Origin of the sequence: Solidesulfovibrio fructosivorans JJ], from assembly GCF_000179555.1 — a bacterium.
Lineage (GTDB): Bacteria > Desulfobacterota > Desulfovibrionia > Desulfovibrionales > Desulfovibrionaceae > Solidesulfovibrio > Solidesulfovibrio fructosivorans.
In genome coordinates this window covers 16,124-40,717 of the sequence record NZ_AECZ01000012.1, presented here as the reverse complement: position 1 = coordinate 40,717, position 24,594 = coordinate 16,124, and the positions used below count along the sequence as shown (strand labels likewise).

The following is a 24,594-nucleotide window of genomic DNA, read 5'->3' as shown; positions in this document are numbered from 1 at the left end:
GGTGCGGCCATGGATGCCCGATGACGAAGGACGTCACGAGTGCTTCTTGTTGAGCATCCAGTATTGCTGGGCAATGGAAATGACGTTGTTGACCAGCCAGTACACCACCAATCCCGAGGGGAAGTTGAGGAACATGAAGGTGAAGATCACGGGCATGAGCAGCATGATCTTGGCCTGGGTGGGATCGCCCGGGGCCGGGGTCATTTTCTGCTGCAGGAACATGGTCGCGCCCATGATGAGCGGCGTGATGTAGTAGGGATCCTTGGCCGAAAGGTCGGCAAGCCAGATGTGGTGCGTAAAGGGGAAGTAGGTGATGAACGCGGCGTGGCGCAATTCAATGGAGTGCAGCAAGGCCTGGTACAGACCGAAGAAGACCGGGATCTGCACAACCATGGGCAGGCAGCCACCGGCCGGGTTGACCTTGTAGGTCTTGTAGAGCTGCATCATCTCTTCGTTCATCTTCTGGCGGTCGTCCTTATACTTCTCCCGCAGTTGCGAGAGCAGCGGCTGGAGCTTTTTCATCTGCTCCATGGACTTGTAGCTCTTGTGGGACAGCGGCCAGAAGATCGCCTTGATGAGCACGGTCAGGAGGATGATGGCCACGCCGTAGTTGCCGACGTAGTTGTAGAAGAAATGCAGCAGCTTCACCAACGGCTTGGCGATGAAGTCGAACCAGCCGTAATCGATGGCCGCCGACAGGTGATGCGGGGCCATAGCCAGGAATTTCGGCGCCTTGGGGCCGAGATAGTAGCTGATCGTGAGGTCCTGGCGACCACCGGCCGGAATCTCGAGGCCGTCCTTGTCCACGGCCAGGCGGAACAGCCCGTCCTCGATCTTGGCCTTGCCGCGCAGGTCCGTGGTATCGGGAATGACGCCGACGAGGAAGTAGTTGCTCATGATGGCGCCCCACTCCACCGGCTTTTCGTCGGCGATGCCCTCGGCCAGCTTTTTCTCGCTGTGGAAAAGCTCCAGTCCCGAGGTGTCGTAGAAGGCGGCCTGGGTGGGGTTGTAGCTGTCGCCTTCGGCCGAGAGACGGTCCACGGCCACGGTCATGGACAGGCGTTCGCGTGCCGGATTGGCGCCGGTGTTGGACAGGGACAGCTTCTCGTCGATGAGGTAGTTCGAGCCGGAAAAAGTCAGGACACGCTTGATGATGGTATCGCCCATGCGGCCGACGAAGGTCACGGAGGCGGTGCCTGAGGCGTCGAGGGTGACGTCGCCGCCCTGGACGGACCATTCCACGTTCTGCCAAGTGGGCGTGCCGTTGAGGATCAGTCCCAACGGGGCCTTGGCGTGGGCCTTTTCGTTAATGAGGTCGACCAGGGGGGAGTCGGCGGCGATGGTCTGGCGGTACTGCTTGAGGGAGAACCGGGAGAGCAGGCCGCCGGTGCTGTTGAAAACGGCCGTGTACAGGGGGGTGTCCACGGTCAGGGTCTTGCCGGGCGTGGGGGCGAAGGCGGCCAGGGTTTCGGCTTTCGGCGCCTGGGCCTCGGTTTTTCCGGGGGCGGGTTTGTCAGGTGCGGGAGCCTGGGTTTGCGTCGTGGTTTCGGTCTTAGGGACCGGGGGTTTGGTTGGAAACAGGAAGTTCCAACCCACCAGGACGACAAGGGAGAGAACCACGGCCAGGATTACGCGTTTGTTTTCCATTGTCCTTCAAATCCCGTCGATGAGTGTGGGTGCGTCGCATGGGGGACGCTTCTCGAGGCGCTCTCGGGCGCGGCCAGAGTGCTTGTGGGACAGGGTCGAAACCGCCCCGGGCAAAGGGATGGCAACGTAAAATCCGCCACAGGGCGAGCAGGCCGCCCCGTACGACGCCGAACCGCTCCAGAGCCTCGATGGCGTATTCGGAGCAGGTGGGCACGAAGCGACAGCATGGCGGCTTAAGGGGCGAGAGGGCAAGCCGATAGAAGGTTATGACCCAGATGAGGGCGCTTCGCATGGGGTCGGACTCCCCGGCCCGGGAGCACGCTCGAAATCCCTGGCCATCCGCGTCAACAGCGGACGCAGGTCGCGGCAGGCCGCGTCCAGGGTCAAACGGCCCGGATCCAGGCTTTTTTTGGCGACGACCACGATATCCAAAGCGGAAACGGCGTCAGGGGCGTCAAGACGGAAGCACTCACGCAAAACTCGTTTGACACGGTTTCGGGCGACGGCATTGCCGACTTTTTTACTGATGGCCATGCCGAGTCGCCAGGGAGCGTCCCGGTCCTCGCGCGCCAGGACGAACAGGAGAAAAGTCTTGCCGTGATAGCGGCGGCCCGCATCAAAGCAGGCCGCGAACTCCCATCGCGTCCGGAGCCTGTGCGCCGGAGAAAAGCCTAGACGGCCAGACGTTTGCGGCCCTTGGCCCGGCGACGGCGCAGGATGGCCTGCCCGGTTTTGCTCCTGGAGCGGACCAGGAAGCCGTGGGTGCGTTTTCTGCGGATTTTGCTCGGCTGGTATGTTTTCTTGCTCATGCATGGACTCCATAAATTGTGATGAACTTCTTCTCATAGCCGCGAAAATCAACATCGTCAAGACCGCCGCCCTTCCAGAGCGTCGAGGCCCGGGTCCGGGCGGTCCGGCGGCGAGTCCTCCGGGGGTGTGCGCAAAAACCTTGCCCCCGCCAGGGCGAGTGCGCCCAGCAATAAAACGGGGTCGGACTCGACGACCGTCAGAACCGTCAGGGCGGCCATCCCGACGGCGGCGAACCATAGTGCCCTTTTTTGGACCGCCAGGGAAGCGGCCAGCAGGCCGAATCCGGAGACGGCCAGAAAAAGCACAAAATCTGACGTTATAATCATCTGTTTCCACTACATTTATTGCCGATCATTGGCTATGAATTTCTTTTTTTCCGTTTTTTTGCTTGACGGGAAAGGGGCAACGGCCTAGATACATTTCTCCACGTGACGCGGGGTGGAGCAGACCGGTAGCTCATCGGGCTCATAACCCGAAGATCGCAGGTTCAAATCCTGCCCCCGCAACCAAGGAAGTCCAAGGGCTTACAGCTAAATCGGCTGTAGGCCCTTTTTCTTTTTGATACCCTATTGGTACCCATAGACGAAAAAGAGACCCACTCCACGCCCCTCCGTGGGGTTGAAGCGGCTGCCGCGTTTCTACAAGGACTACACGTACGAGGTGGAGCACATATGGCGGCTTGTGGCCGAGAGTCTTGTCCTTGAGGCGTATTCCGGAGAGGAACTGCCCCGGGCCGAAGCCCAATGGGCGAGGTTGGGCTTCACCCCCGAAGATGTGCTGTAATCCGCCCGCTGCCGCGGTTCGGACGGTGCGGGACCTGCTTGGTCCTTTCTTCAGGCATTGACGCAGCCGTCATTGTTCAACGCTTGGCGCAGTGTCGTCGGGACCTGAAAAAACGCCCGCCGTCATTTTTTGCGGGCCCGCAGCCAGCCGGCCAAGCCCTCTCGATCAACCGCCCCCTTGCCGAGTTGTTCAAAGGCAATGACCCGATCCGGGCCGGGGATTTCGATACGGCCCCCGTGGAGCCGCAAAAAGAGCATGCACACGACGTAGGCCGTCCGCTTGTTGCCATCCACGAAAGGATGGTTGCGGACGATCCCATGGGCGTAGGTAGCAGCCAGGTCGAACAGATCGGGGTTTTCGTGGACGACCAGTTGCTCCGGCCTGGCCAAGGCGCTTTCGAGCAACCCCAGATCCCGGACACCAGCGCCTCCCCCGTGTTCGGCAATCTGCTGGTCGTGGATGGCCAGCACCACGGCGGCGTCAATCCAACGCCACATCATCGCTTGGCTAACTCGCGCAACACGTCGCGGTCCTCGCGCATAATGTCTTCCGCCGCCGCCATCTGCTCGGCAAAGGACGCGTCCATGGGCGTGATCCGGTATCCGTCTTCAGCGTCGGTCAGATACACCGTATCGCCCTCCACGACCTTGAGCCGCGCCACGGCTTCCTTCGGCAGCACCAGCCCGAGGGAATTCCCCACTTTCCTGATCTTGAGCGCCTGCATGTCGACACCTCCATGTTGGCACACAAGTTATAACAATGAATGCGGGCAAGGCAAGGGGCAACGCCCGCCCCCGAGCATTGTCTTCACGTGGAAGGATGGCGCAAAAAAAGGGCCTACAGCCATTTTAGCTGTAAGCCCTTGAATTGTCTTGGCGTCCCCAAGGGGATTTGAACCCCTGTTAGCGGCGTGAGAGGCCGCCGTCCTAGGCCACTAGACGATGGGGACGGACGCTTGCTGGTGGGCCGTGCTGGGCTCGAACCAGCGACTCTCTGCTTAAAAGGCAGATACTCTACCGACTGAGTTAACGGCCCACACGGGAAGAAATTCATTATGCGCATCCCACTCCGGTGTCAACTCTTATTCGTTCCCTCCTAAAAAAAAGCGCCCCGCCCTCGCCGCTTCCCAAAAATGCCGCATCTGGATATACCTCCCGCCACCATGGATTTCGCGCACCTCTGGCATTCCCTGCTGTGGCCGCTTGGCCGCCTCCTCGTCTCCCTGGCCATCGGCCTGCTCGTGGCCAATCTTATCGAAGCCCTCAACTGGACCCGCTTTCTGGCCCGTCTCGCCGCGCCCATCATCCGGCTGGGCCATCTTAAGGATGTGGTCGGGGCCAGCTTCTCCATGGCCTTTTTCTCGGGCATGGCCGCCAACTCCCTTTTGGCCGAGGCTTACGCCGCCAAGAAACTCACCGACCGCGAATTGATCCTGGCCAATCTCTTCAACAGCCTGCCCACCTATTTTCTCCATCTGCCCCAGATGTTTTTCATCACCGTGCCGTTTCTCGGCACGCGCCCGGCCGCGCTCTACGTCGGCCTAACCCTCACCGCCGCCCTGCTGCGCACGGTGGCCATCTTAGCCTACGGCCGCGTGGTTCTGCCGCCGCTGCCCGAGGGCTGCGTGGTCTGCCACCTGCAAGATGGCCAATTTTCCTGGCAAAAGGCCCTGCGCAAAGGTCTCAAACGCTTTGCCCGGCGCATCCGCACCATGGTGCTTTTCACCGTGCCCATCTACATAGGCATCCATTATCTGGTCGTTGGAGGCGCGTTCGGGGCCATGGAAAAATGGCTCTCGACGCATCTCGGGCTGTTGTCCTTCATGACGCCCCAGGCCGTGAGCATCGTCATGTTCCAGGTGGTGGCGGAATTCACGGCCGGGCTGGCCGCGGCCGGAGCCATGCTCGGCGCGGGCGACCTGACCACGCGGCAGGTGGTGCTGGCCCTGCTTGTGGGCAACATCCTGTCCACGCCCATGCGCGCCTTCCGCCACCAGTTTCCGTACTACGCCGGCATTTTCAAGCCCAAGGCGGCCATGCGGCTGATCGTGCACAACCAGGCACTTCGCGCGGCAAGCATCGCCCTGGTCACCGTGGGTTACGCCATTTTCGGCTGACGCCGCGCCCTGGCCGCGCGGGCCTTCTTTTCGCGGAGACTCCCCTTGAAGCAAAAAGGGACGCCACAGGAAACCACGCCGGACACGCCCGAGGCCAAAGCCGCCGCGCTTCTGGACGCCTTGCGTGCCCGGCAAAGCGAAACCAACCGGGCCGGCATGGTCCGCTACGGCATCAACGTTGCCCGCGCCTACGGCGTCCCGGTGTCGCGGCTGCGCGTCCTGGCCCGGGAAACCGGGCGCGACGCGGACACGGCCAGACGGTTGTGGGCGAGCGCCATCCACGAGGCGCGCATCCTGGCCTGCCTGATCCACGATCCCGCCGCGGTTTCGCCGGAGGAGCTCGAGGCCATGGTCGCGGCCATCGACTCCTGGGACCTGTGCGACCAGTTCGTCAACACGCTGGCCCGGCGCACGCCCGTCCCACGACGGACGGCCCGGCGCTGGATTTTGGCCGGGCCCGCCTTCGTCAAGCGGGCCGGGCTATCGCTTCTGGCCTGTCTGGCCGTGCACGACAAGACGGCGGACGAAGAGACGTTGGAGGCGGATCTTCGGGCCGTGGCCGCCGTCTGCGCCGATGAGCGGCGCATCGTGGCCAAGGCGGCAAGCTGGGTCTTTCGTCAAATCGGCAAGCGTAACGAGCGGTTGCGGCGGGCGGCCCTTGCCCAGGCGGCCGGCGTCCTCGACACGGCCAAGGGGAAGGCCGCCTTTGCGGCCAGGGACGCCATTGCCGAACTGACGCGGCCGGATATGGCCGAACGTGTCGCGGGCCGCGCCGGATAGGCGCTGGGCCGACTGTGAAATTTTAAAAAAAACCCTCTGCCGCCGGGCATATAGTTGTTGTGTTTGTATGCGGTCTGTGTACAATAAGGCACTTTTATCAACGCGCATGCCAACTTTCGCTGCTTGGACCTTTGGAAGACGCCCCCCAACACGCCGAAAAAGACCATGCCAAAGAACGGAGCTACCGTACATGTCGAAGAAACTTTACGTGGGTAACCTGTCCTTCTCCTCCACGGAAGACGATGTCCGCGATCATTTCGCCCCTTACGGCGAAGTGATCAGCGTCAACCTCATCACCGACCGCGAAACCGGTCGCCTGCGCGGCTTCGGCTTCGTGGAGATGGATGACGAAGGCGCCTCTGCCGCCATTTCCGCCCTGGACGGCAAGGAGCTGGCCGGCCGGACCCTGAAGGTCAACGAAGCCCAGGAAAAGCCCCGTTCGGGCGGCGGCGGCGGCGGCCGTCGCGGCGGCGGTTACGGCGGCGGCGGCGGTCGCTGGTAGAATCCCGCTTTCCGTCCGCGTCGATCCGGGTACGTCAGCCGCGGATGGTCTGAAGACGCAACGAGGGGCCGGAACGTCTGTTTCGGCCCTTTTTTGCATGGCTGCCATCGCTTATTGCGAACGCGCGGCATGCCGCATTCCTTCTTCCCTCCCCCGCGATATTCGACTCCCGACACGCAAACGTAAAAAGGCCGGGACCCGAAAGCCCCGGCCTGCGCGGCAACGCATCGGTTCACAGCCGGCGCGGACCGGAAGCATCCCCGGATCCGGACGGCCGGCTACGCCTTAGAACTTGTAGGACAAGCCGAAAGAGATCTTCCAGGTATCCCCGTCCCGGGCCTGGCTGACCATCCGGTGGCCCCAGATGCTCTGCTTGAATTCACCGTGGGCCCAGCCCGTTTCCACAACGGCGGCCAGGTTCTGGTAGATCATGTACTTGTTGTCGAAGTTGACGCCGAGCACATACTCGCCGACGGCCAGGTCGCGCCCCATCACGAAGTAGGGGTTGCTGCCCATGAAGGTGTTGAGGAAGCGGATGGCCCGGGCCGAGTTGGTGCCGCCGACGAAGGTGAAGGTCAGGCGGTGGGTCATCTTTTCGATGAAGCTCATGTTGTCGAGGCTGGCGCCGAGGCCCCAGGAGCCGACCGGGCTCATGGCCATGTTGGCGTCCTTGACCAGTTCCTGGTTGTCGTCAAACAGGAAGGTGTTGCCCGGGCCCCAGTTGGAGCGGATGATGGGCATGCGCTCGGAACCGTTCATGGTCGAGCCGTCCTCGCCGGTGGACCACCAGCCGAAGGCCTTGGGCGTGAGCAGGTCCCAGCCCGTGTATTCCAGACCGGCGTCGAGGAACCAGCCTTCGCGGCGGTTCTTCTTGCGGTCGTTCTGGGAGCCGGCCCCATAGATCACGTCGGCATAGAAGCGAACGGGATCGAGGGCGGACACCTCGAAGGCGCCGCCGGCCCACCAGAACGCGTTCTGGTCGTTCTTCCACAGCGTGGGGCTCAGGTACGTCCCGGCCGAGGTCAGGTTGTCGGCGTAAAAGGACGTCTTGTACTGGGAGCTCTTGTTGGTGAAGTAGTCGGTATTGCGTCCGGCCACGGCCACCGCGCCCCAGGGCGTGGCCTTGAAGCCTTCCAGGGTGACGGGCAGGGCCAGGAAGTAGGCGTCGAGCTCGTCGGCCACCTGGGTGGTGGTCGTGTCAAAGGTGCGGTCCGTGTCGATCAGACGCCCGAAGCCGGCCACGGCCGAAAGGGTCTTGTCGATAAGCGGCGCCTTCACCACCAGGGCGGCCATGTTGTCGCCGAAGACCGGCGAGGAGTAGAAAAGCTGGCTCTGGGGCATTTCGACGCGCTGCAGGCCGGCCGTGGCCGAAACCGCGCACCCCGGGAGCTTGAACTGCAGGAAGGCCTGGTAGGGCACCACGGACGTGGTCGGATTGGCGGCGGTCAGGGTGCCGTGGCCCCAGGTGTCCTCCACCTTGAGCGCGAGCCGGAACTTCACGGCCTCGTTGGCGACGAAGTCGGTCCGCACGCGGAAGCGCTCCCAGATCTGGAAGCTTTCCTCGGTCTTGGAAGGACCCTTCCAGGTCGGCCTGGACGAGGTCCAGGCCGGCGCGTTCCAGCCCGTGAAATTGCGGTTCGAATAAAAGACGCCATAGACAAGGGCGTCGCCCACCATCCTCACTTCCGTGGCCGCCTGGGCCACGGCGCACAGGACCATGACGCAAGAAACAGCCATCGCCAGGCTGCGCAATAGTTTCATCATCCCTCCCTCGCATGCGAATGTTCGCCGTTGCAGAAACAACCGTTGCCGCTGACCGACCCCTGGCGAAGGGGTCGTAACACTTTGTAAAATATTACAAATATGACAGCAAACAATGAGAATGCAATAAATACGGTATGTTACAAAAAAGCCAAAAAGGAGGGACGGACACGCGTACTTGCAACGCAATGACAGTAGATGATTTTTGCTTGAAATACCCCCAATACTGATCACGGAAAATATAAAAAAGCGTGATTCTTGACAACTTCACCATGAATTACTGGCGAATCCAACACCATTTCAAAGTCCATATTCAAATCATTCGCGCTGTACGATCCATACAGTACAAATCAATATGTTGCACTATCGCGGCATTTCCCACCCGAAAAATCGATGCCTCCGGACACAATACCATTTTCCCATCCAGCATACGGAACCATCTTTGTCCTACAAGAAAACAAAATGGGCTTGCCTCTCATTTTAGATTTCCCGTGACAGTACAATTCCGCTGCGAGACCGACAACGCCCTAAAATACCTATTAAAAAATCATAAGTGTCACATTGCTCGATACCCGAAGCGCGCCCTATACTGGCGGCATCGATAATCGGCCGCGTCGCGTAAACGCCGCGCCGCCGCCGCCAACCGCGCCCCGCGCCAAAGGAAAGCCGCCCATGCTTCGTACCGCTTTGCGCCGCACGCTTCCCCTTGCGGCCGCCCTGCTCGTCTGTCTGCTGACCCTGGCCGCGACCGCTCCGGCCATGGCCAGGACGGTCACCGACATGACCAAAAAGACGGTGACCATCCCGGACGCCCCCAAAAAGGTCTACGCCCTGTCCCCGCCGGACAGCCTGCTCGTGTACGCCATCGACCCCTGCGTGCTGGCGGGATGGAACTTCAAGCCCTTCCCGCCGGCAAAGGCCTTCATGCCGGCCTGCGCGGCCAATCTGCCGGTTCTGGGCGGTTTCTTCGGCAAAGGCATGGTGCCCAACAAGGAAGCGCTGCTCGCGGCCAAGCCCGACCTCGTGGTCAGCGGCACCATGGCCAGTTCCAACCGCGAGTTCGACAAGTTCTTCATTGAGATAGGCATACCCGTCGTCCACATCGACAGCGAATCGCCGGACAACTATCCGGCCGACTTCCGGTTTCTGGGCGAAGCGCTCGGGAAAAAGGAACGCGGCGAAGCCCTGGCCGCGGCCGCGGACAAGACCCTGGCCGAACTGCGCGCCGGGCTGGCCAAGATTCCCCAGGACAAGCGCCTGACCGTCTACTACGCCGAGGGCGGTGACGGCCTCTACACCGACGGCGCGGACTCCTTTCACACCATGGTCATCAAGATGGCCGGCGGGGTGAACGTCCACAAAAAGCCCCAGTCCAACCGCTTCGGCATGGACAAGGTGAGCATGGAGACCGTCATGGGCTACGCGCCCCAGGCCATCCTGGTCCAGGACGCCAAGTGCCGCGACATGATCCTCTCCTCGCCCCTGTGGAAGGACATTCCGGCCGTCAAGGCGGGCAGGGTGTTCCTCATCCCGGACGCGCCGTTCAACTGGTTCGACCGTCCGCCCTCCTTCATGCGCCTGCTCGGAGCCAAATGGGCGGCCCACGCCCTGTACCCGAAGGTCTTCCCGTACGACATGGTCAAGGAAACCCAGGCGTTTTTGAAGCTGTACCTGCAAAAGGACATCAGCGCCGACGAAGCCAAGACGCTTTTGGCCGGCAAGAATCCGCACCGCAAGTGAGCCGTTCCACCGCATCCCCGCCGAACGCCGCCGCCAGGTCCCGGTACGCCGTGCCGGTCCTGGCGGCCGTGCTCGTCCTGACCGCGGTCTGGTCCCTGACCGTGGGCCAGTACCCCATAAGTCTCGGCGACCAGTGGCGTTTTTTCCAAAGCGCCCTCTCCGGCCAGGATATCGCCGCCGGGCAGCAGCGGCTTGTGGCCACGGTGCTGTGCGATATCCGCTTTCCCCGGCTTTTGGCCGCGATGCTGGTCGGCGCGGTGCTCGCCGCCTCGGGCACGGCCTATCAGGCCATGTTCGTCAATCCCCTCGTCTCGCCAGGGCTGCTCGGCGTGCTGGCCGGATCGGCCTTTGGCGCGGCGGTCGGCATGCTGGCGGGGGTAAGCTGGACCATGGTCCAGGTCTTCGCCTTTGTCGGCGGCATCACGGCCGTGGGCATGGCCCTGGGGCTCGCCGGCAGCGGCAAGGGCGACAAGCTGCTGCTGCTCATCCTCGGCGGGGTGATCAGCTCGGCCCTGTTTACCGCCCTGCTCGCGGCGGCCAAGTACACGGCCGACCCCAACGACGAATTGCCGGCCATCACCTATTGGCTGATGGGCGGGCTGTCCCGGGCCGACGGCACCACCATGCGCCTGGCCGCGCCGGCCTTTTGCCTGGGGCTGGTGATCCTTTTTCGCTTCGCCGGCCGTCTGGACCTTTTGAGCCTCGGCGACGAGGAGGCGCGAAGCCTGGGGCTGTCCACCGGCCCGGTGCGGCTGGCCCTCATCGCGCTCTCCACGATACTCTGCGCCCTGACCGTCTCCATCGCCGGGCTTATCGGCTGGGTGGGACTCATCATTCCCCATGCCGGGCGCATGCTGGTGGGGCCGGGGCACGGCCGGCTTCTGCCCGCCGCCGCCCTGCTCGGGGCCGTGTACCTGCTGGCCGTGGACGACATCTCGCGCCTGGCCTTCGGCGTGGAGATACCGCTCGGCATCCTGACGGCCCTGATCGGCATTCCCTTTTTCCCGCTGGTGCTCAAAACCGCCCGGCGGGGCTGGAGCTAGCCATGGACGCCGTCGCCGTCAGCAACCTGGCCTTTTCCTACAACGGCCGCGCGGTGCTGTGCGACGTGTCCTTCACCGTGGCCCCGGGGGGACTCGCCTGCCTGCTCGGTCCCAACGGCTGCGGCAAGACCACGCTGTTGCGCCTCATTCTCGGCCTGCTTTCTCCCGGTTCCGGCGACGCCCGCATCGAGGGCCGGGACGTGGCGGCCAGTTCGCCCCGGGAACTGGCCAAACTGGCCGCCTATGTTCCCCAGCTTTCGCAGCCGGCCTTTGCCTACTCCGCCTTCGAGACGGTACTCATGGGCCGGGCCGCCCGGGCCCGGGCCTTCGGCCGGCCGGGAAAGGACGACCGGGACATCGCCCGGGCGGCCATGGCCCGCTTCGGCGTCGACCGGTTCGCCGATACACCGCTGACGCGCTTAAGCGGCGGCCAGCGCCAGCTCGTCATGCTGGCCCGGGCCCTGGCCCAGGAAACGCCGGTGCTCGTCATGGACGAACCGGTCAACGGCCTGGATTTCGGCAATCAAGCCCGATTTTTGGAAATCGTGCGCGAACTTTGCGACGAGGGCCGCACCTGCCTCATGACCACCCACTTTCCGGACCACGCCCTCTGGGTGGCCGACCGGGTGGTGATGATGCGCTCGGGCCACGTTCTGGCCGACGCCGCCCCGGCTGAGGCCGTCACCAGCCGCAACCTCGGCCGACTTTACGACGCCGCCATCGAGGTGCATCCTTTAAATGAACATATGCGGGTGTGCGTGCCGACGCGCATGCGCCGGGTCCTGCGGCATCCGGGGAAAAAACGCGCCATTCCCCTTTCCGCCGCCGGCCAGGTTCCGAACGCCGCCCCAACAAGGAGCCGTCATGTCCGAAACGACTTTTGACCCGGGTTTCTACATTTACGACGCCAACCACCGCTTTGCCGCCATGTATCCGCTGCTCGCCCGCCAGATCGTGGACGACTTCGGCGTCACCAAGGGCATGTGCCTGGACGTGGGCACGGGCAGCGCCGCCGTCTGCATCGAGTTGGCCAAGATCACGGACCTGTCCATGGTCTGTCTCGACGCCAAGCCCGAGGTGCTGGAGTTGGCCCGGGAAAACGTGACCCGCCACGCCCTCCCGGCCGAACGCTTCCGCTTTCTCGAGGCCGACGTGACCGCCATTCCCATGGAGGACGGCACCGTCGACCTGCTGGTCAGCCGGGGCTCGATCCCCTTCTGGGAGGACCATGTGGCGGCCTTTGCCGAACTCAACCGCGTGCTGGCCCCGGGCGGCTCGGCGCTTATCGGCTGCGGCTTCAGCCGCTACCAGCCCATCGAGGAAGTCCGGGCCATGCGTCCCAAATGGTCCGGCGAGGGCGAGAAAGACTCGCGAAACGACTGGAAGGCCGACGGCTACCTGCCGCGCGTCCTGAAACAGGCCGGCATCGCCGACGCCGAGGTCCACCGCGATTCCTACGGGGTGTGGGTGCATATCCACAAACACTAGCCTGTGCCCGCCCTATCGCCGCCCTTTCCCCGCGCCTATTCCTTACTCCAAGGATAGGAATACTTTTTTATTCCCTAAATCAACTTGAAATAATTGGGTTTTATTTTTTCCCGCCATCTCTTCCCGCTTTTTTCCATTTCAGGTAGGAGGATACGACTCTGTTGCGCAATACTGTCAGCAACAATCCGGCCGCGCGGCCGCGAATAAAGAAAAACAAGGAGTATGCCTATGATCAATCGCAAGCTCTGGCTGATCGACGCCGGATACATGTATCGCGGACAATCCATTTACAATCGTGATTATAGTATCGACTATGTCAAATTGAGAAACAAGCTTGAGATTGAAGAACCGCTTTGGAGAGCCTATTATCTCAATTCCGTTCCCAATCCCACGCCCGACGCCCAGGTTTCCTTCTATAACTGGATGCGCAGCGCCCCGCCCATCGGGCCGAAAATCATCACCAAGCTCTACGAACTGCGCTCGAGCGAAATCACGGATCTCTACTGCGAACACTGTCGCCGCAAAGTGCCCGTGGCCTGCCCCAACGACCCCAAGCATCGCCTGAGCCGCGAGCAGCAAAAAGGAGTGGATGTGGGCCTGGCCACCCTGGCCCTGACCCACGTCGACAACTACGACACCCTGATCCTGTCCTCGGGCGACAGCGACCTGCTGGACGCCATCGAGTACATCACGGAAAAAAACAAGCGCTTCGAGCTGCTCGTCTTCAAGAACGGCGTTTCCACCGACCTGCAGTGCCGGGCCGACCGCATCTACTGGATCGACGATTTCGCGAGCGAAGTCGCGCGGTAAGAAGTTGGGGGGAACTTTTCTGTAGAAAAGTTTCCCCCCAAACCCCCTTTCCAAAGACTTCCAAAGGGACGGGACTGTTAACCCGTACGGCAGCCGTAACCGCTAAAGAGTTTAGGAAGGGGAGAGCGCGAGAGGGGAGAACCCTTTGCAAAAGGGTTTCCCCTCTCGCACTGTCTTCTATCCTTCTCTTCTCTTAACGTCCGGCCATGTCGCGCAGGCGGCGGATGCGTTCCTCGGTGGGCGGGTGGGTGGAGAAAAGCGAGGCCATGGAGACGCCGGCGAACGGATTGACGATGAACATGTTTTCCGTGGCCGGGTTCGCCTGCATGGGGATTTGCCGGGAGTAGTTCTCGAGCTTGCCCAGGGCTCCGGCCAAGGCCAGCGGCGTGCCGGAAATCTTCGCCCCGGTGGCGTCGGCCAGGTATTCCCGGGACCGGGAAATGGCCATCTGGATGAGCGTGGCCGCGAGGGGCGCGAGCAGGGCCATGGCCAGCGCGCCGAGGACGCCGCCACCACCGCCTTCGTCGTCGCTGCTGCGGCCCATGCCAAAAATCGCTCCCCACTGGAGCATGTTGGCCATCATCATCACCGCGCCGCCCAGGACCGCGGCGATGGACTGGACGAGGATGTCGCGGTTCTTGATGTGGGACAGCTCATGGGACAGCACGCCGCGCAGCTCTTCCGGGGAAAGCAGCCGCAGGATGCCCGCCGTCACGCAGACCACGCCATGCTCCGGGTTGCGGCCCGTGGCGAAGGCGTTGGGGGATTCCTGGGCCACGATCATGAGGCGGGGCTTGGGGATGCCGGCGTTTCGGGCCAGCTCCTCGACCATGGCGTGAACGCCCGGGGCGTCGGACGGGGACAGTTCGCGCGCGCCGTACATGGACAGCACGATCTTGTCCGAGAACCAGTAGCTGCCGAGGTTCATGATCACGGCGAAAAAAAAGGCGATGACAAGGCCCTGCCGGCCGCCCATGGCCTGGCCCACGACGAGGATGAGCGCGGTAAGAAGTCCGAGGAGCAGGGCGGTCTTTATCTGGCTGCTCATGATGGGGAAAACCTCCATGACGTCTATAGGAAAAGACCCCGTCCGGTCCGCAGCCGGGCCGGGCGGGGTCGGTTCGATACTGTTTCGTTCCGACGTAACCTGTTTCCGTTACCCTTTCGTGGCGGGTCGCGGCATCATCCGGCTGTTGCGGCCGGGCCGCTTCCCGTGCGCCGGCGGCAGGGCGGTTCCTGCACCGGGCGGGTTCCGGAGAGAACCTCCGGTTCCGCATGCGCGCGGCGAGTCTTCTCGCCGGGTAGGGAACATCGCGTCTTATCGTTTCCGCGCGCCGGGCGCGCATTGGCTTCTCGTCATTACCGGGAGCCGATCCCTACTCGCGTGTGCCTGACCTTTTCCAATGTTTTCCGGTCAATTTCCGCACCACGCCTTCCGGGATGTCCTTTTGCCGGGATGGCCGTTACCTGGCCATCTATTCCGGGCGACTCGCTTCGCCGATTATGGGGCGTATCAGCCCATCGGCATTGCCCTCCGGCTTGTCTTACGCTCCGAGATTACCTGATACCGGATCCTTTGTTTCCGTGGAGAGGGGCCGGCCCGCGTGGCCTCTGGCTCCTCCCGGCGACCGGATAAGTCCGACCGCCCTTCCGGCCTTTACGGCCGTCACTTCGGGGCGACTCGCTTCGCCGAATATGGGTTTTTAAGGCCCGTCGGCATTGCCCTCCAGTTTATCTTGCGTTCGGCTGTTGCCTGGTTCCGGATCCTTGTTCCTTCGGAGAGGCCCCGGCCGTCTCTGGCCGTCTGGCTCCTCCCCGGTGACCGGATAAGTTCAGCCACCACTCCGGCCTGCTTACGGCCGTCACTTCGGGGCGACTCGCTTCGCCGTGTATGGGTCGCGTAAGCCCATCGGCAGTGCCCTCCAATGTTCCGTCTTGAAAGTTTCCCGCTTCCAGGTCCTCTGACTCCCAACATCTGCGGCGGTCTTTCTCGGCCTGTCGGCCGTACCGCTGGCGCTTTTGCGTGGCGATCGGGCAAGTCCTTTCGCCTTCAAGGTTCCGGCATAAGCCGGTTTGGCCTTGGGGGTGGGCGACTCGTTTCGCCGGGTATGGGAGACGGGATTCGTGACGGCGTTGCCTCCTGCTCGGGTTCCACCTCATATGAGGTTGCCGTTGATTCTAGAAATAAAACTTCCAGCCCGTTTGTAAAGTGAAATCTTCATCATAAATGCACCGGGCCGCGACATGCCGCCCATAACCGCCCGCCCGGCCCGGCTTTTACCCGCCGTTGACAAGATCGCGCCGCCTGGGCCACCTTGCGCCGACGGTACGGCCGGGGGCGAATGTGGCCCTGACGGCCGCGTCCCTATCTCCAATGCCGCCGGCGCCAAAAGCCTTCATGAAGGACGGATGCGACACCCCGATCCCGCCAACAATCGCGCCCATGCGCCGGGAAACGCCGCCGTCTCCCTGGCCGCCCTGCTCCTGGCGCTTTGGGCCGTGCACGCGCTCATTCTCGGCAAGCTGGCCTTCACCGGCGACGAGGTGCGCTACGCCGCCTATGGCCTGGGCATCTTCCACGGCCAGGGTTTCCACCCGAGCGACGCCCTGTGGCGCGAAATGGTGGCCGACTCCGGCTTGACCACGCCCCTTGCCGCCAGTCCCGCCGGCCACGCCGGCCGGCTCATCCATTCCGTGGTCTACCCCGTCCTGGGCTCGCCGGCCCTGACCCTGGCCGGACTTGACGGCGCGCGCTGGCTTTCTTTTGCCGTGGGCGCGCTCGGCCTCGTCATCCTCTACAAGGCGCTTCGCCTGCGCTTTCCCCATGGTCCAAGCCTTGCCGCCGTGGCCGGGGTGGCCTTTGCCTGCCCGCTCATTTTCTACCTGCGGCTTTTTTTCGCCGAGATCCTGCTTTTCACCTGCAACTGTCTGGTACTCCTCTTTTTCCTGTCCGGACGCCACAAGAACCCGGCCAACGCCCTCTGGGCCGCGCTCGGGCTGTGCCTTTTGCCCTTCGTTCACGTGAAGCTGTCCCTGGAGGCGGCCACGGCCTTTCTGATCGTCTACGCCGGGGTGCGCAAAAAACTCCCCCGGTCGAGGCAACTGGCCATGTTCGGCATCGCCGCGGGGCTCTTCGTCCTGTTTCTGCTCTACAACAAAGCGCTTTTCGGCCTGGCCGTGGGCGGCGGCAACCCAGCCTTTCCCGTTACCCTCCTGGCCGTGCCCGACCGGGTGCTGACCAACCTCCTCGACATGCGCCACGGGCTGATCCCAAACGCCCCCCACCTGCTGCTGGGGCTAATCGGGCTTTTCTGCTTCATCTGGAAGGACAAGGACCAGCCCGAAAGCTCCATCCTCGTCCTGTTCGTGGCCTATTTCTGCACCATGCTCTGGGCCAACGGCAGCGAGGCCTACGCCGCGCGCAACTGGACCGCGGCCATGCCCTTTGTCGCCTTCGGCCTGGCCCGCTGGCTCGACGAGCCCGGGCGGGTCAACAAATGGCTGGCCCTGCCGCTGTTTCTGCTCTCCCTGTGCCTGACCTGCGTGTTGTTCAAATTCCCCAACGCCTTCCTCGACAGCCGCAACTATTCCGTACCCTTCGACAAGCTCTTTACCCTGCTCCCCTGCTTCCAATTCGGCTACCTGCTGCCCTACGACTTCCTGGACCACGAGGGAACCACGCTCTACGCCTCCCTGGGCCTTGGCCTCGGAGTCGCCGCCGTGCTCGGACTTTTCGCCGCTGGGCAGGTCCTGGCCGCCCGGTCGCGGCTAGTTCGCACGGGCGCCGCCGCCCAGGCGCTGGCCCTGGCCGTCATCGTCTTTTTCTCCCTCGTGACCAGGGTCGAAAACGTGGCCACGAGCATCACCCGCCACGGCGACGCCTATTTCCTCAATTACGCCCTGTCCCGGCCCAGCGACCTGGCCTTCGTCCGCATCGACAACCCGGACGCCGCCATGAAGCCCTACGGCTTTTTCACCCTCGCCCTCATTGACGGACAAAAGTCCGTGACCAGCCGGGTGCGGGCCTCGGCCGTGGTTCCCCTGCCGCCGTTCACCACGGCCAAAGGCGTCATGATTGCCGAGACGCCGCCCAGCCCGGACAAGCGCTGGCTCGACACCGCCACTGGCGCGGCGCTATACAGGCGTATGATCTCTATGAAGAACTGGGGGAAACCTTTCTGAAGAAAGGTTTCCCCCAGACCCCCTTCCAAAGACTTTTAGCGGTATCAATGTGTTACCGATATAAACTTTGGGAAATTTAGGAAGGGGAGAGCGCGAGAGGGGAGAACCCTTTTTAAAGGGTTTCCCCTCTCGCATCACCCTCCTTCCCCTCACAAGGAGTCCCTGCCATGGCCAAGCGACCGAGCGTCATCGTGACCCGGCGGATTCCCAAAGCCGGTTTGTCTTTGTTGCGCGAAACCTGCGACGTCTGGGTGAATCCCGAGGACCGGCCCCTTGACCGGGCGGAGCTGCTCCAGCATGCCGCCACGGCCGACGGCGTGATCGGGCTCTTGACCGACCGCATCGACAGCGGATTTTTCGACGCCGCGCCGCTGCTGCGCGGCTATGCCAACTATGCCGTGGGCTTCGACAACATCGACGTGGCCGAGGCCACCCGCCGGGGCGTGCCGGTTTCCAACACCCCGGACGTGCTGACCACGGCCACGGCCGAGCTGGCCTGGGCGCTGGTGTTCGCCGTGGCCCGCCAGATCGTGGTCTCGGATGCGGTCATGCGCTCGGGGAATTGGCCGGGCTGGGGGCCGCTCCAGTTCATCGGCCAACAGATCAGCGGGAAGACCCTTGGCATTTTCGGTCCCGGCCGCATCGGCACGGCCATGGCCCTTATGGCGCGCGGTTTTGCCATGCCCGTGGTCACCTGCGGCGGCAGGCGTCCCAACGAGACCCTGGAACGCGAATGCGGGGCGAAAAGGCTTCCCTTCGAGGAATTCCTGGCCACGGCCGACATCATCAGCATCCATGCGCCGCTGACGCCGGAGACGCGCCACGCCTTCAACGCCGCCGCCCTGGCCAGGCTCAAGCCCACGGCCATTCTGGTCAACACCGGACGCGGCCCCATCATCGACGAGGCGGCGCTCGTCGTCGCCCTCAGGGAAAAACGCCTGGCCGGAGCCGGCCTCGACGTCTACGAGTTCGAGCCCAAGATGGCCGTGGGCCTGGCCGCCTTGCCGAACGTGGTCGTGACCCCGCACATCGGCTCGGCGACCAGCGAGGCCCGGGACGGCATGGCCGAGCTTGCGGCGCGGAACCTGCTGGCCATGCTCGCGGGCGATACGCCGCCCACCTGCCTCAACCCTGAGGTGCTCCCCGACAGGGGTTCCCGCCAATCTTGACAATATTCGGCAAAAGGGCGCATTGCCAATGCCCGAAATCCATAAGCCCCGCCTCAGCAAGCAAGGAGTCCCCATGCGCATACGTAACATGATGCACAAATCCCTGGCCGTCATCGGTCCGGATGTGGACTTCGCCGCCCTGCTCGCCGCCTACCGGCAGATGGAATCGCGGCTGGTCTATGTCGTGGACAAGGACGGCAAGCTTCTTGGCGTCATCAGCAGCTACGACATCCTGCGGGTCATGTTTCCGTTTTATCTGGACTCCAATCTGGTCAAGGCCCTGCCCGACGACGAATCCGTCTTGCGCCAGGCCTTTTCCGCCTGCAAGGGCCAGCCGGCCGCCGACATCATGACCACGGATTTCGCGGCCGTTACGCCCGACGCCCTGTTTCTCGAGGCCGAGGCGCTCATCGCCGAGCGCGGGGTCAACGTGCTGCCGGTCATCGACGACGAGGGCAGACTGGTGGGCGAAGTTTCCCGCCGGGCCATTCTCAAATACCTGGCCGAACGTTGCGGCCTTGAAGACGAGGCTTAGACTCCATGTTTTGGACCGCTACCGCCATTTTCGTTCTGGCTTACGCCGTCATCGTCTCGGAAAAGATCCACAAGACCAAGGTGGCCCTGTTCGGCGCGGCCCTGACCCTGGCCCTCAAGGTCCTCACCCAGCACGACGCCTTCCACGACGCCGACCTCGGCGTCGACTGGAACGTGATCTTCCTGCTGATATCCATGATGATCATCGTCAACATCATGACCAAGACGGGCGTGTTCCAGTACGTGGCCGTCAAGGCGGCCAAGATCGGCCGGGGCGAACCCTTCGCCATCATGGCCATCTTCGCCGTGGTCACGGCCATCTCCTCGGCCTTTCTCGACAACGTGACCACGGTGCTGCTTCTGGCCCCGGTAACGCTGCTCGTCGCCCGGGAGCTCGAAATCGACCCCGTGCCCTACCTGATCACCGAGGCCCTGGCCTCCAATATCGGCGGCACGGCAACACTTATCGGCGACCCGCCCAATATCATGATCGCCTCCAAGGCCGGCCTCGACTTCATGGATTTCATGGGCCACCTCGCCCCGGCCATCGTCTTCATCATGATCGCCTGGATGCTCTCCTGGAAGGTCCTCTTCGGCAAACGGCTGCACGTGGGCGAGGCCCAAAAGGCCCGCATCCTGGCCATGAACGAAAGGGCGCTGATCAAGGACCCGGCGCTGCTCAAAAAAAGCGGCTTCGTGCTGGCGCTCACCATCTGCGGCTTCATGCTCCACGGCCTGCTCCACTACGAACCGGCGACCGTGGCCCTGCTCGGGGCCTCGACGCTGCTTTTGATCTCCCGCCAGAACCCGCAAAAGGTGCTGGAGGAAGTGGAATGGCCCACCATCTTTTTCTTCATGGGCCTTTTCATCATCATCGGCGGCACGGTCAAAGCCGGCCTCATCGAGCTTTTCTCCCAGAAGGTCATCGCGCTCACCCACCCGACCAAGGACTCCATGCTCACCTTGTCCATGGTCATGGTCTGGTTTTCCGGCATCGCCTCGGCCATCGTGGACAACATTCCCTTCGTGGCCACCATGAACCCGCTTCTGGCCGAGCTGGCGGACAAGGTCCTCGGCCCGACCACGGGCCTTTCCGGGCAGGCGCTCTACACCCATCCCACCATGCTGCCGGTCTGGTGGTCCCTGGCCCTTGGCGCGTGTCTGGGCGGCAACGGCACGGCCATCGGGGCCTCGGCCAACGTCATTGTGGTGGGGCTTTCGGAAAAGGCCGGGCACAAGATATCCTTCGCCCGGTTCCTCAAGTACGGCGCGCCCGTGACCGTGGCCACCATCTTCTTGTCCATGATCTACATCTACGTGCGCTACTACCTGCTCAAGGTCTGACCCGCGTCCGTCCCCCGCGCCCATGCTCAAGGACACGTCGCCCCCCGCCCGCACCCTGGTTCTGGCCTGTCTGGCGGCGGCGTTCGTGCTGGCCTTTGCCGGGCAGCTGCGCACCGGAGCCACCACCAGCGACGACCTTTTCTACGAGCAGCACGTCATAAGCGGCGATATCGGGGCGTTCGCGGCCGAGCTGGCCGCCGGGGCCGGCCGGTTCCACCACTACCTCCACGTGGGGCTCACCGCCCTGCCCTACCGGCTGGACAGCGAACCCGCGCGCAAGGCGATATCGCTCACCGTCTTCGCCGCGGCCATGGCCTCGTGCGCCTTTCTCGCGGCGACCGTGGCCGGGCTGCCGGCGCTCGGGCTTCTGGCCATGCTCTTGGCCGTCGCCTTCTACCAGGACAACTGGCACCACAACATCGTCTCGTCCTATCCGCTGGTCTTCGATTCGGGGCTTCTCTGCATCAGTTGGGCGGGCTACTGCCTGTGGCGGCACGGGCGCACGGGCCGGACGCGGCTCGTCGTCCTGGCCAATATCCTGGCCTTTGCCGCCTACTGCCATTTCGAGGCGTTTTTGTGCTACGCGCCGCTTCTGTGCGCCGTCGTCTGGCTGGCCGGGGAACGGTACGACCGGCCGAAACGGGAGCGGCTTCGGACCATGGCCCGGGCCAACATCGGGCTGGCGGTCTATCTCGTCACGTACGTCGCCTACCGCGCCCTGCATCCCTCCCAGTACGAGGGCAACGCCCTGGACCTCACCAGTCCGCTGCGCATCCTGGAAACGGTGCTGGCCTACAGCCAAAGCGCCCTGCCCCTTGGCGCGTTTCACCTCGACGTCGAGTACGTGAACCGCTTTCCGGTCATAACGAACGGGCTCGTCCTCGATTTCACCGGCTACCTGCGCCAGCTCACGGCCAACTGGCCGCGCCTGTCCCCGGCCTGGCTGGGCCTCTCGGTCGTTACCGGCGGGCTGGCCTACCATCTCCTCTCGCGCGGCCCGGACCGTGTGCGCGCGCGGCTCCTCCCGGCGTGCCTTGTGCTCTACGCCGCCTACTGCCCCAATTTCCTCATCGGCCTGTCGCCCAAGTACCAGGAGCCGACCAGCCACGGCATCACCTGGTACGTCACCTCGACCTTTTCCGCCTATGCCTGGTCCGTGGGGCTGGCGCTGGCCGCCTTGTGGCTGTGCGGCCGGGTTTCCGGCCGGTCCCGCAAGGGGCTCGCCGCCGGTCTGGCCGTGCTGGCCGCCGCCGTGGCGCTTGTGAACGCCTCGGTCAACGCCTCGGTGCTCGAAAGCAAGATCGCCGCCGCCTCGCGCTGGCGCATGGCCCGACTCGCCGTCAAAAGCCCGGATTTCGACGCCCTGCCGGACGGCGCGACCCTCGTCGCCCCGGACCTTTTTGCCCCGGTCAATGTGGAGATCACCCATCCGGGCTACTGGGACGCCTGGTTCGCCCACCGCACGGGCAAGCGCCTGCATGTCCTTGAGCGCATCGATCCGGTCGCGCCTCCGGGACTGCCCGTCTACGCCCTGCGCCGCCTGTCCGGGCCGACCGACGCCGCCACGTCCCTTCTCCTGGCCCGGGTGACGCGCCTCGGGCCGCCACGTCCCGACCCGTACGCGCCGCGCCCCGACCAGCCCGCGCTCCTCGCCGACGCCGCTTCCGTCATAAGCGACGCCACCAACCGCTACCCCGACATCCTTTACGAGGACGCCGGCGTCTGGCGGCTGATCTCGGCCATGGCCATGGGCCGCCGGAAACTTTCGGAAACGACGCTCACCGGCCGGGCCATTCCCGTGGATTCCCTGGCTATGGTGCCGTCCTGGCGGCTGGCCGTGGGCGCGCCCTCGGACCTCACCCTGCGCTTTGGCGAGGGCTGCTCGCCGCCGGAGCATTCGATCAGCGGCCCCATCGTCTGGATCGGCGACAGCGGCGTGTTGCGGCTGACCAACAGCGGCGGGCAACCGGTCGCGGCGCGCCTTGCGTGCAACCTCGTGGCCATGACGCCCGTGCGCGTACTGGTTACGGGACCGGGCTTCACGAAGGAAATCGACGCCAGGGCGCTCTCCACGCCGGTCACGCTTCCCCTGCGCCTGCCGCCGGGAAAATCCCGCCTCGAGATGCGGGTCCTGCCGCCGTCTCCGGGCGCGGCCAAGCGCCTGGGCCTCGTCGGCGCGGCCTTGCTCCCGGATATGGCCCCTCAGGCCATGCCCTCGTCCGGCCCGCGCTGATCGAAAAGACGACACTCCCCGGTTCCATGTTTTTTGGAACACAATCACGTCTTTCTATTTTTTCAAGACAGTTCATCCAGGCAAAAATTATTTTCCGCTGTTATTACAGCATACTCTTTATTTGAGTAAAACTGGCACGCCCCGTGCTTTATACCTGTCAAGATCGGCAACGGATACAACCGGCAAGACACAATATAAAGAAAGGGGAGAAAAACCATGCTGCGCGCCATCACCAAGTTCGTTCGTGACGAGGAAGGAGCAACCGCGGTGGAATACGGCCTCATGGCCGCCCTCATCGCCGCCGTCATCGTCGGGGTCGTCACCACCCTCGGGCAGAACCTGAGCACCACCTTCGACTCCATCGCCACCTCCATCAAGGGCAGCTAGACAAAGCCCGCATAACGGCACCATTTCCCGCTCGCAACTGGCCGCCCCCTTCCCGGAAGCGGCCAGTTGCCTTGGCCCGTTGCGTCGCTCATCCTGGCGGCGCGACCGTATTATCGCCGCATGGTTCCATAAATCCGCGAATACCTCCCTGCTGTTCCACGCATCCAGGAACAGTTTCGACCTGATGGCATTTTTCACCAGTGATTGCAGTTGGTTATCCATGCCAGACTATCTGGCACGCCCCGTGCTTTATACTTTGGCAAGATCGGCAACGGATATAACCGGCAAGACATATAAAGAAAGAGGAGAAAAACCATGCTGCGCGCCATCACCAATTTCGTTCGTAACGAGGAAGGAGCAACCGCGGTGGAATACGGCCTCATGGCCGCCCTCATCGCCGCCGTCATCGTCACCGTCGTCACCACCCTCGGACAGAACCTGAGCACCACCTTCGACTCCATCGCCACCTCCATCAAGGGCAGCTAAACAGAGCCCGCATAACGATACCATTTCCCGCTCGCAAAAAAGGCCGCCCCCTTCCCGGGGAGCGGCCTTTTTTTGCGACCTCGCGCCGTTGCTCTCGCCTGGCGCTTTTGGCATGTTCGGGTCAAGGAGCGCCCATGCGACAAAACACCCACCTTCGCATCGACACGGCCCTTTGCGGCACGCCCGTGGAACTGTCCACCGGCCGAGCCGTGGTCAAACTGACCACCTCCCCGGCCATGGCCGCCGACGACAGGGGGCTGGTGCACGGCGGTTTCGTTTTCGGCCTGGCCGACTATGCCGCCATGCTCGCGGTCAACGATCCGCTGGTGGTCCTCGGCGCGGCAACGGTCCGGTTCACGGCCCCGGTGGCTGTCGGCGAGGAACTTGTGGCCGAGGCGGGCCTTGTGGAGGAAGAAGGGAAAAAACGGCTGGCGGAGGTGACGGTGCGCCGCGAAGAGACGACGGTCCTTACCGGCACGTTCACCTGCTTCGTCCCGCCGCGCCACGTCCTGGACACCTAACGCGCAAAGAAACGGCAGGCGCGCCTGCCGACAGGAGACCGCCCATGAGCTTCACCCTGCGCCAGCCCGCGCCCGTGGATCAGGAACCCGAGTTCGACTGCATCTTCTGCAACAAGCCGGCGCTGCGCTCGTCCGAGGCGGCGAGCACCCCGACCACGCGCACGGTGGAAGTCTTCTGCCGGCACTGCGGGGCCAGAAAGACCGTCACGACCAAGGTTTCGGCCGACGGCAAATCCTGGGAAACGGCCGACTAGGCCG

At 63.5% G+C, this 24,594-nt stretch carries 25 protein-coding genes, 3 tRNA genes and 1 pseudogene; 19 read left to right on the top strand and 10 right to left on the bottom strand.

Annotation, left to right across the window (positions count from 1 at the left end; genetic code table 11):
- Positions 1-33: 33 nt before the first annotated feature.
- From yidC to rpmH, 4 genes and pseudogenes are all read right to left on the bottom strand, one after another.
- On the bottom strand, positions 34-1,647 hold the full coding sequence (gene yidC / locus DESFRDRAFT_RS10240; protein WP_005993626.1) for a membrane protein insertase YidC: 1,614 nt from the start codon (positions 1,645-1,647) through the stop codon (positions 34-36).
- Positions 1,553-1,939, bottom strand: coding sequence for a membrane protein insertion efficiency factor YidD (gene yidD / locus DESFRDRAFT_RS23190; RefSeq protein ID WP_081458460.1), 387 nt, complete (start codon positions 1,937-1,939; stop codon positions 1,553-1,555). The genes yidC and yidD overlap by 95 nt, the downstream gene beginning before the upstream one ends.
- Positions 1,912-2,304, bottom strand: a pseudogene (gene rnpA, locus DESFRDRAFT_RS22695) (ribonuclease P protein component); the annotation flags it as partial. The gene yidD and the pseudogene rnpA, both read right to left, overlap by 28 nt.
- Positions 2,305-2,318: 14 nt before the next feature.
- Positions 2,319-2,456 (bottom strand): 50S ribosomal protein L34, encoded by a 138-nt coding sequence (gene rpmH, locus DESFRDRAFT_RS22690; protein WP_005993624.1) that lies wholly within the window; start codon positions 2,454-2,456, stop codon positions 2,319-2,321.
- Between the two features lie 433 nt (positions 2,457-2,889).
- Between rpmH and DESFRDRAFT_RS10225 the strand changes: the two genes are divergently transcribed.
- Together DESFRDRAFT_RS10225 and DESFRDRAFT_RS22135 are read left to right on the top strand one after the other, a co-directional pair.
- Positions 2,890-2,966, top strand: a tRNA-Met gene (locus tag DESFRDRAFT_RS10225).
- A 103-nt stretch (positions 2,967-3,069) separates the two neighbouring features.
- Complete coding sequence (locus tag DESFRDRAFT_RS22135; protein WP_199533117.1) at positions 3,070-3,240, top strand: hypothetical protein; 171 nt, start codon at positions 3,070-3,072, stop codon at positions 3,238-3,240.
- Positions 3,241-3,362: 122 nt separating this feature from the next.
- On the opposite strand, the gene DESFRDRAFT_RS10220 is transcribed toward DESFRDRAFT_RS22135, so the two are convergent.
- The 4 genes from DESFRDRAFT_RS10220 to DESFRDRAFT_RS10205 form a co-directional block, all read right to left on the bottom strand.
- Complete coding sequence (locus DESFRDRAFT_RS10220; protein WP_005993621.1) at positions 3,363-3,740, bottom strand: type II toxin-antitoxin system death-on-curing family toxin; 378 nt, start codon at positions 3,738-3,740, stop codon at positions 3,363-3,365.
- Positions 3,737-3,964, bottom strand: coding sequence for an AbrB/MazE/SpoVT family DNA-binding domain-containing protein (locus tag DESFRDRAFT_RS10215; protein WP_005993619.1), 228 nt, complete (start codon positions 3,962-3,964; stop codon positions 3,737-3,739). Before DESFRDRAFT_RS10215 ends, DESFRDRAFT_RS10220 begins: the two co-directional genes overlap by 4 nt.
- 149 nt (positions 3,965-4,113) lie before the next feature.
- Positions 4,114-4,189 (bottom strand) — tRNA-Glu (locus tag DESFRDRAFT_RS10210).
- Between the two features lie 10 nt (positions 4,190-4,199).
- Positions 4,200-4,275, bottom strand: a tRNA-Lys gene (locus DESFRDRAFT_RS10205).
- Between the two features lie 127 nt (positions 4,276-4,402).
- On the opposite strand from DESFRDRAFT_RS10205, the gene DESFRDRAFT_RS10200 reads away from it, so the two are divergent.
- The 3 genes from DESFRDRAFT_RS10200 to DESFRDRAFT_RS10190 all read left to right on the top strand — a co-directional run bounded on the left by DESFRDRAFT_RS10200 (position 4,403) and on the right by DESFRDRAFT_RS10190 (position 6,638).
- Positions 4,403-5,356 carry a hypothetical protein gene (locus tag DESFRDRAFT_RS10200; RefSeq protein WP_005993618.1) on the top strand — a complete coding sequence of 318 codons (954 nt, stop codon included), beginning with the start codon at positions 4,403-4,405 and terminating at the stop codon, positions 5,354-5,356.
- 45 nt (positions 5,357-5,401) lie between these two features.
- Positions 5,402-6,136, top strand: a complete 735-nt coding sequence (locus DESFRDRAFT_RS10195) for a DNA alkylation repair protein (protein WP_005993616.1) — start codon at positions 5,402-5,404, stop codon at positions 6,134-6,136.
- A gap of 190 nt (positions 6,137-6,326) precedes the next feature.
- Positions 6,327-6,638, top strand: a complete 312-nt coding sequence (locus DESFRDRAFT_RS10190; RefSeq protein ID WP_005993614.1) for an RNA recognition motif domain-containing protein — start codon at positions 6,327-6,329, stop codon at positions 6,636-6,638.
- Positions 6,639-6,923: 285 nt separating this feature from the next.
- Here the strand turns inward: DESFRDRAFT_RS10190 and DESFRDRAFT_RS10185 are convergent, their stop codons facing one another.
- Entirely contained in the window at positions 6,924-8,399 is a 1,476-nt protein-coding gene (locus DESFRDRAFT_RS10185; RefSeq protein ID WP_005993612.1) for an outer membrane homotrimeric porin, read from the bottom strand.
- A 672-nt stretch (positions 8,400-9,071) separates the two neighbouring features.
- Between DESFRDRAFT_RS10185 and DESFRDRAFT_RS10180 the strand changes: the two genes are divergently transcribed.
- From DESFRDRAFT_RS10180 to DESFRDRAFT_RS10160, 5 genes are all read left to right on the top strand, one after another.
- Entirely contained in the window at positions 9,072-10,139 is a 1,068-nt protein-coding gene (locus DESFRDRAFT_RS10180; protein WP_005993610.1) for an ABC transporter substrate-binding protein, read from the top strand.
- The gene (locus DESFRDRAFT_RS10175) at positions 10,136-11,182 is read left to right on the top strand and encodes a FecCD family ABC transporter permease (RefSeq protein WP_005993608.1); all 1,047 of its coding nucleotides are present in this window, start codon (positions 10,136-10,138) and stop codon (positions 11,180-11,182) included. Before DESFRDRAFT_RS10180 ends, DESFRDRAFT_RS10175 begins: the two co-directional genes overlap by 4 nt.
- 2 nt (positions 11,183-11,184) lie before the next feature.
- Entirely contained in the window at positions 11,185-12,066 is an 882-nt protein-coding gene (locus tag DESFRDRAFT_RS10170) for an ABC transporter ATP-binding protein (protein WP_005993604.1), read from the top strand.
- Positions 12,047-12,670, top strand: a complete 624-nt coding sequence (locus DESFRDRAFT_RS10165) for a class I SAM-dependent methyltransferase (protein ID WP_005993602.1) — start codon at positions 12,047-12,049, stop codon at positions 12,668-12,670. Before DESFRDRAFT_RS10170 ends, DESFRDRAFT_RS10165 begins: the two co-directional genes overlap by 20 nt.
- Positions 12,671-12,898: 228 nt before the next feature.
- Complete coding sequence (locus DESFRDRAFT_RS10160) at positions 12,899-13,480, top strand: NYN domain-containing protein (protein ID WP_005993600.1); 582 nt, start codon at positions 12,899-12,901, stop codon at positions 13,478-13,480.
- A gap of 193 nt (positions 13,481-13,673) precedes the next feature.
- Here the strand turns inward: DESFRDRAFT_RS10160 and DESFRDRAFT_RS10155 are convergent, their stop codons facing one another.
- Positions 13,674-14,528, bottom strand: a complete 855-nt coding sequence (locus DESFRDRAFT_RS10155; protein WP_005993598.1) for a zinc metalloprotease HtpX — start codon at positions 14,526-14,528, stop codon at positions 13,674-13,676.
- 1,361 nt (positions 14,529-15,889) lie between these two features.
- On the opposite strand from DESFRDRAFT_RS10155, the gene DESFRDRAFT_RS10150 reads away from it, so the two are divergent.
- From DESFRDRAFT_RS10150 to DESFRDRAFT_RS10110, 9 genes are all read left to right on the top strand, one after another.
- Positions 15,890-17,662, top strand: coding sequence for a hypothetical protein (locus tag DESFRDRAFT_RS10150; RefSeq protein WP_005993596.1), 1,773 nt, complete (start codon positions 15,890-15,892; stop codon positions 17,660-17,662).
- Positions 17,663-17,829: 167 nt separating this feature from the next.
- Complete coding sequence (locus tag DESFRDRAFT_RS10145; protein ID WP_005993594.1) at positions 17,830-18,831, top strand: 2-hydroxyacid dehydrogenase; 1,002 nt, start codon at positions 17,830-17,832, stop codon at positions 18,829-18,831.
- Between the two features lie 73 nt (positions 18,832-18,904).
- Complete coding sequence (locus tag DESFRDRAFT_RS10140; protein WP_005993592.1) at positions 18,905-19,366, top strand: CBS domain-containing protein; 462 nt, start codon at positions 18,905-18,907, stop codon at positions 19,364-19,366.
- A 5-nt stretch (positions 19,367-19,371) separates the two neighbouring features.
- Positions 19,372-20,709: an ArsB/NhaD family transporter gene (locus tag DESFRDRAFT_RS10135; RefSeq protein WP_005993591.1), complete on the top strand. Its 1,338-nt coding sequence runs from the start codon at positions 19,372-19,374 to the stop codon at positions 20,707-20,709.
- Between the two features lie 22 nt (positions 20,710-20,731).
- Complete coding sequence (locus tag DESFRDRAFT_RS10130; RefSeq protein ID WP_005993587.1) at positions 20,732-22,942, top strand: hypothetical protein; 2,211 nt, start codon at positions 20,732-20,734, stop codon at positions 22,940-22,942.
- Positions 22,943-23,158: 216 nt separating this feature from the next.
- On the top strand, positions 23,159-23,329 hold the full coding sequence (locus DESFRDRAFT_RS10125) for a Flp family type IVb pilin (RefSeq protein ID WP_005993585.1): 171 nt from the start codon (positions 23,159-23,161) through the stop codon (positions 23,327-23,329).
- A 315-nt stretch (positions 23,330-23,644) separates the two neighbouring features.
- Positions 23,645-23,815 carry a Flp family type IVb pilin gene (locus DESFRDRAFT_RS10120; RefSeq protein ID WP_005993582.1) on the top strand — a complete coding sequence of 57 codons (171 nt, stop codon included), beginning with the start codon at positions 23,645-23,647 and terminating at the stop codon, positions 23,813-23,815.
- Between the two features lie 134 nt (positions 23,816-23,949).
- Positions 23,950-24,336, top strand: a complete 387-nt coding sequence (locus DESFRDRAFT_RS10115; protein WP_005993580.1) for a PaaI family thioesterase — start codon at positions 23,950-23,952, stop codon at positions 24,334-24,336.
- A gap of 44 nt (positions 24,337-24,380) precedes the next feature.
- Entirely contained in the window at positions 24,381-24,590 is a 210-nt protein-coding gene (locus DESFRDRAFT_RS10110) for a hypothetical protein (RefSeq protein ID WP_005993578.1), read from the top strand.
- Positions 24,591-24,594 lie beyond the last annotated feature (4 nt).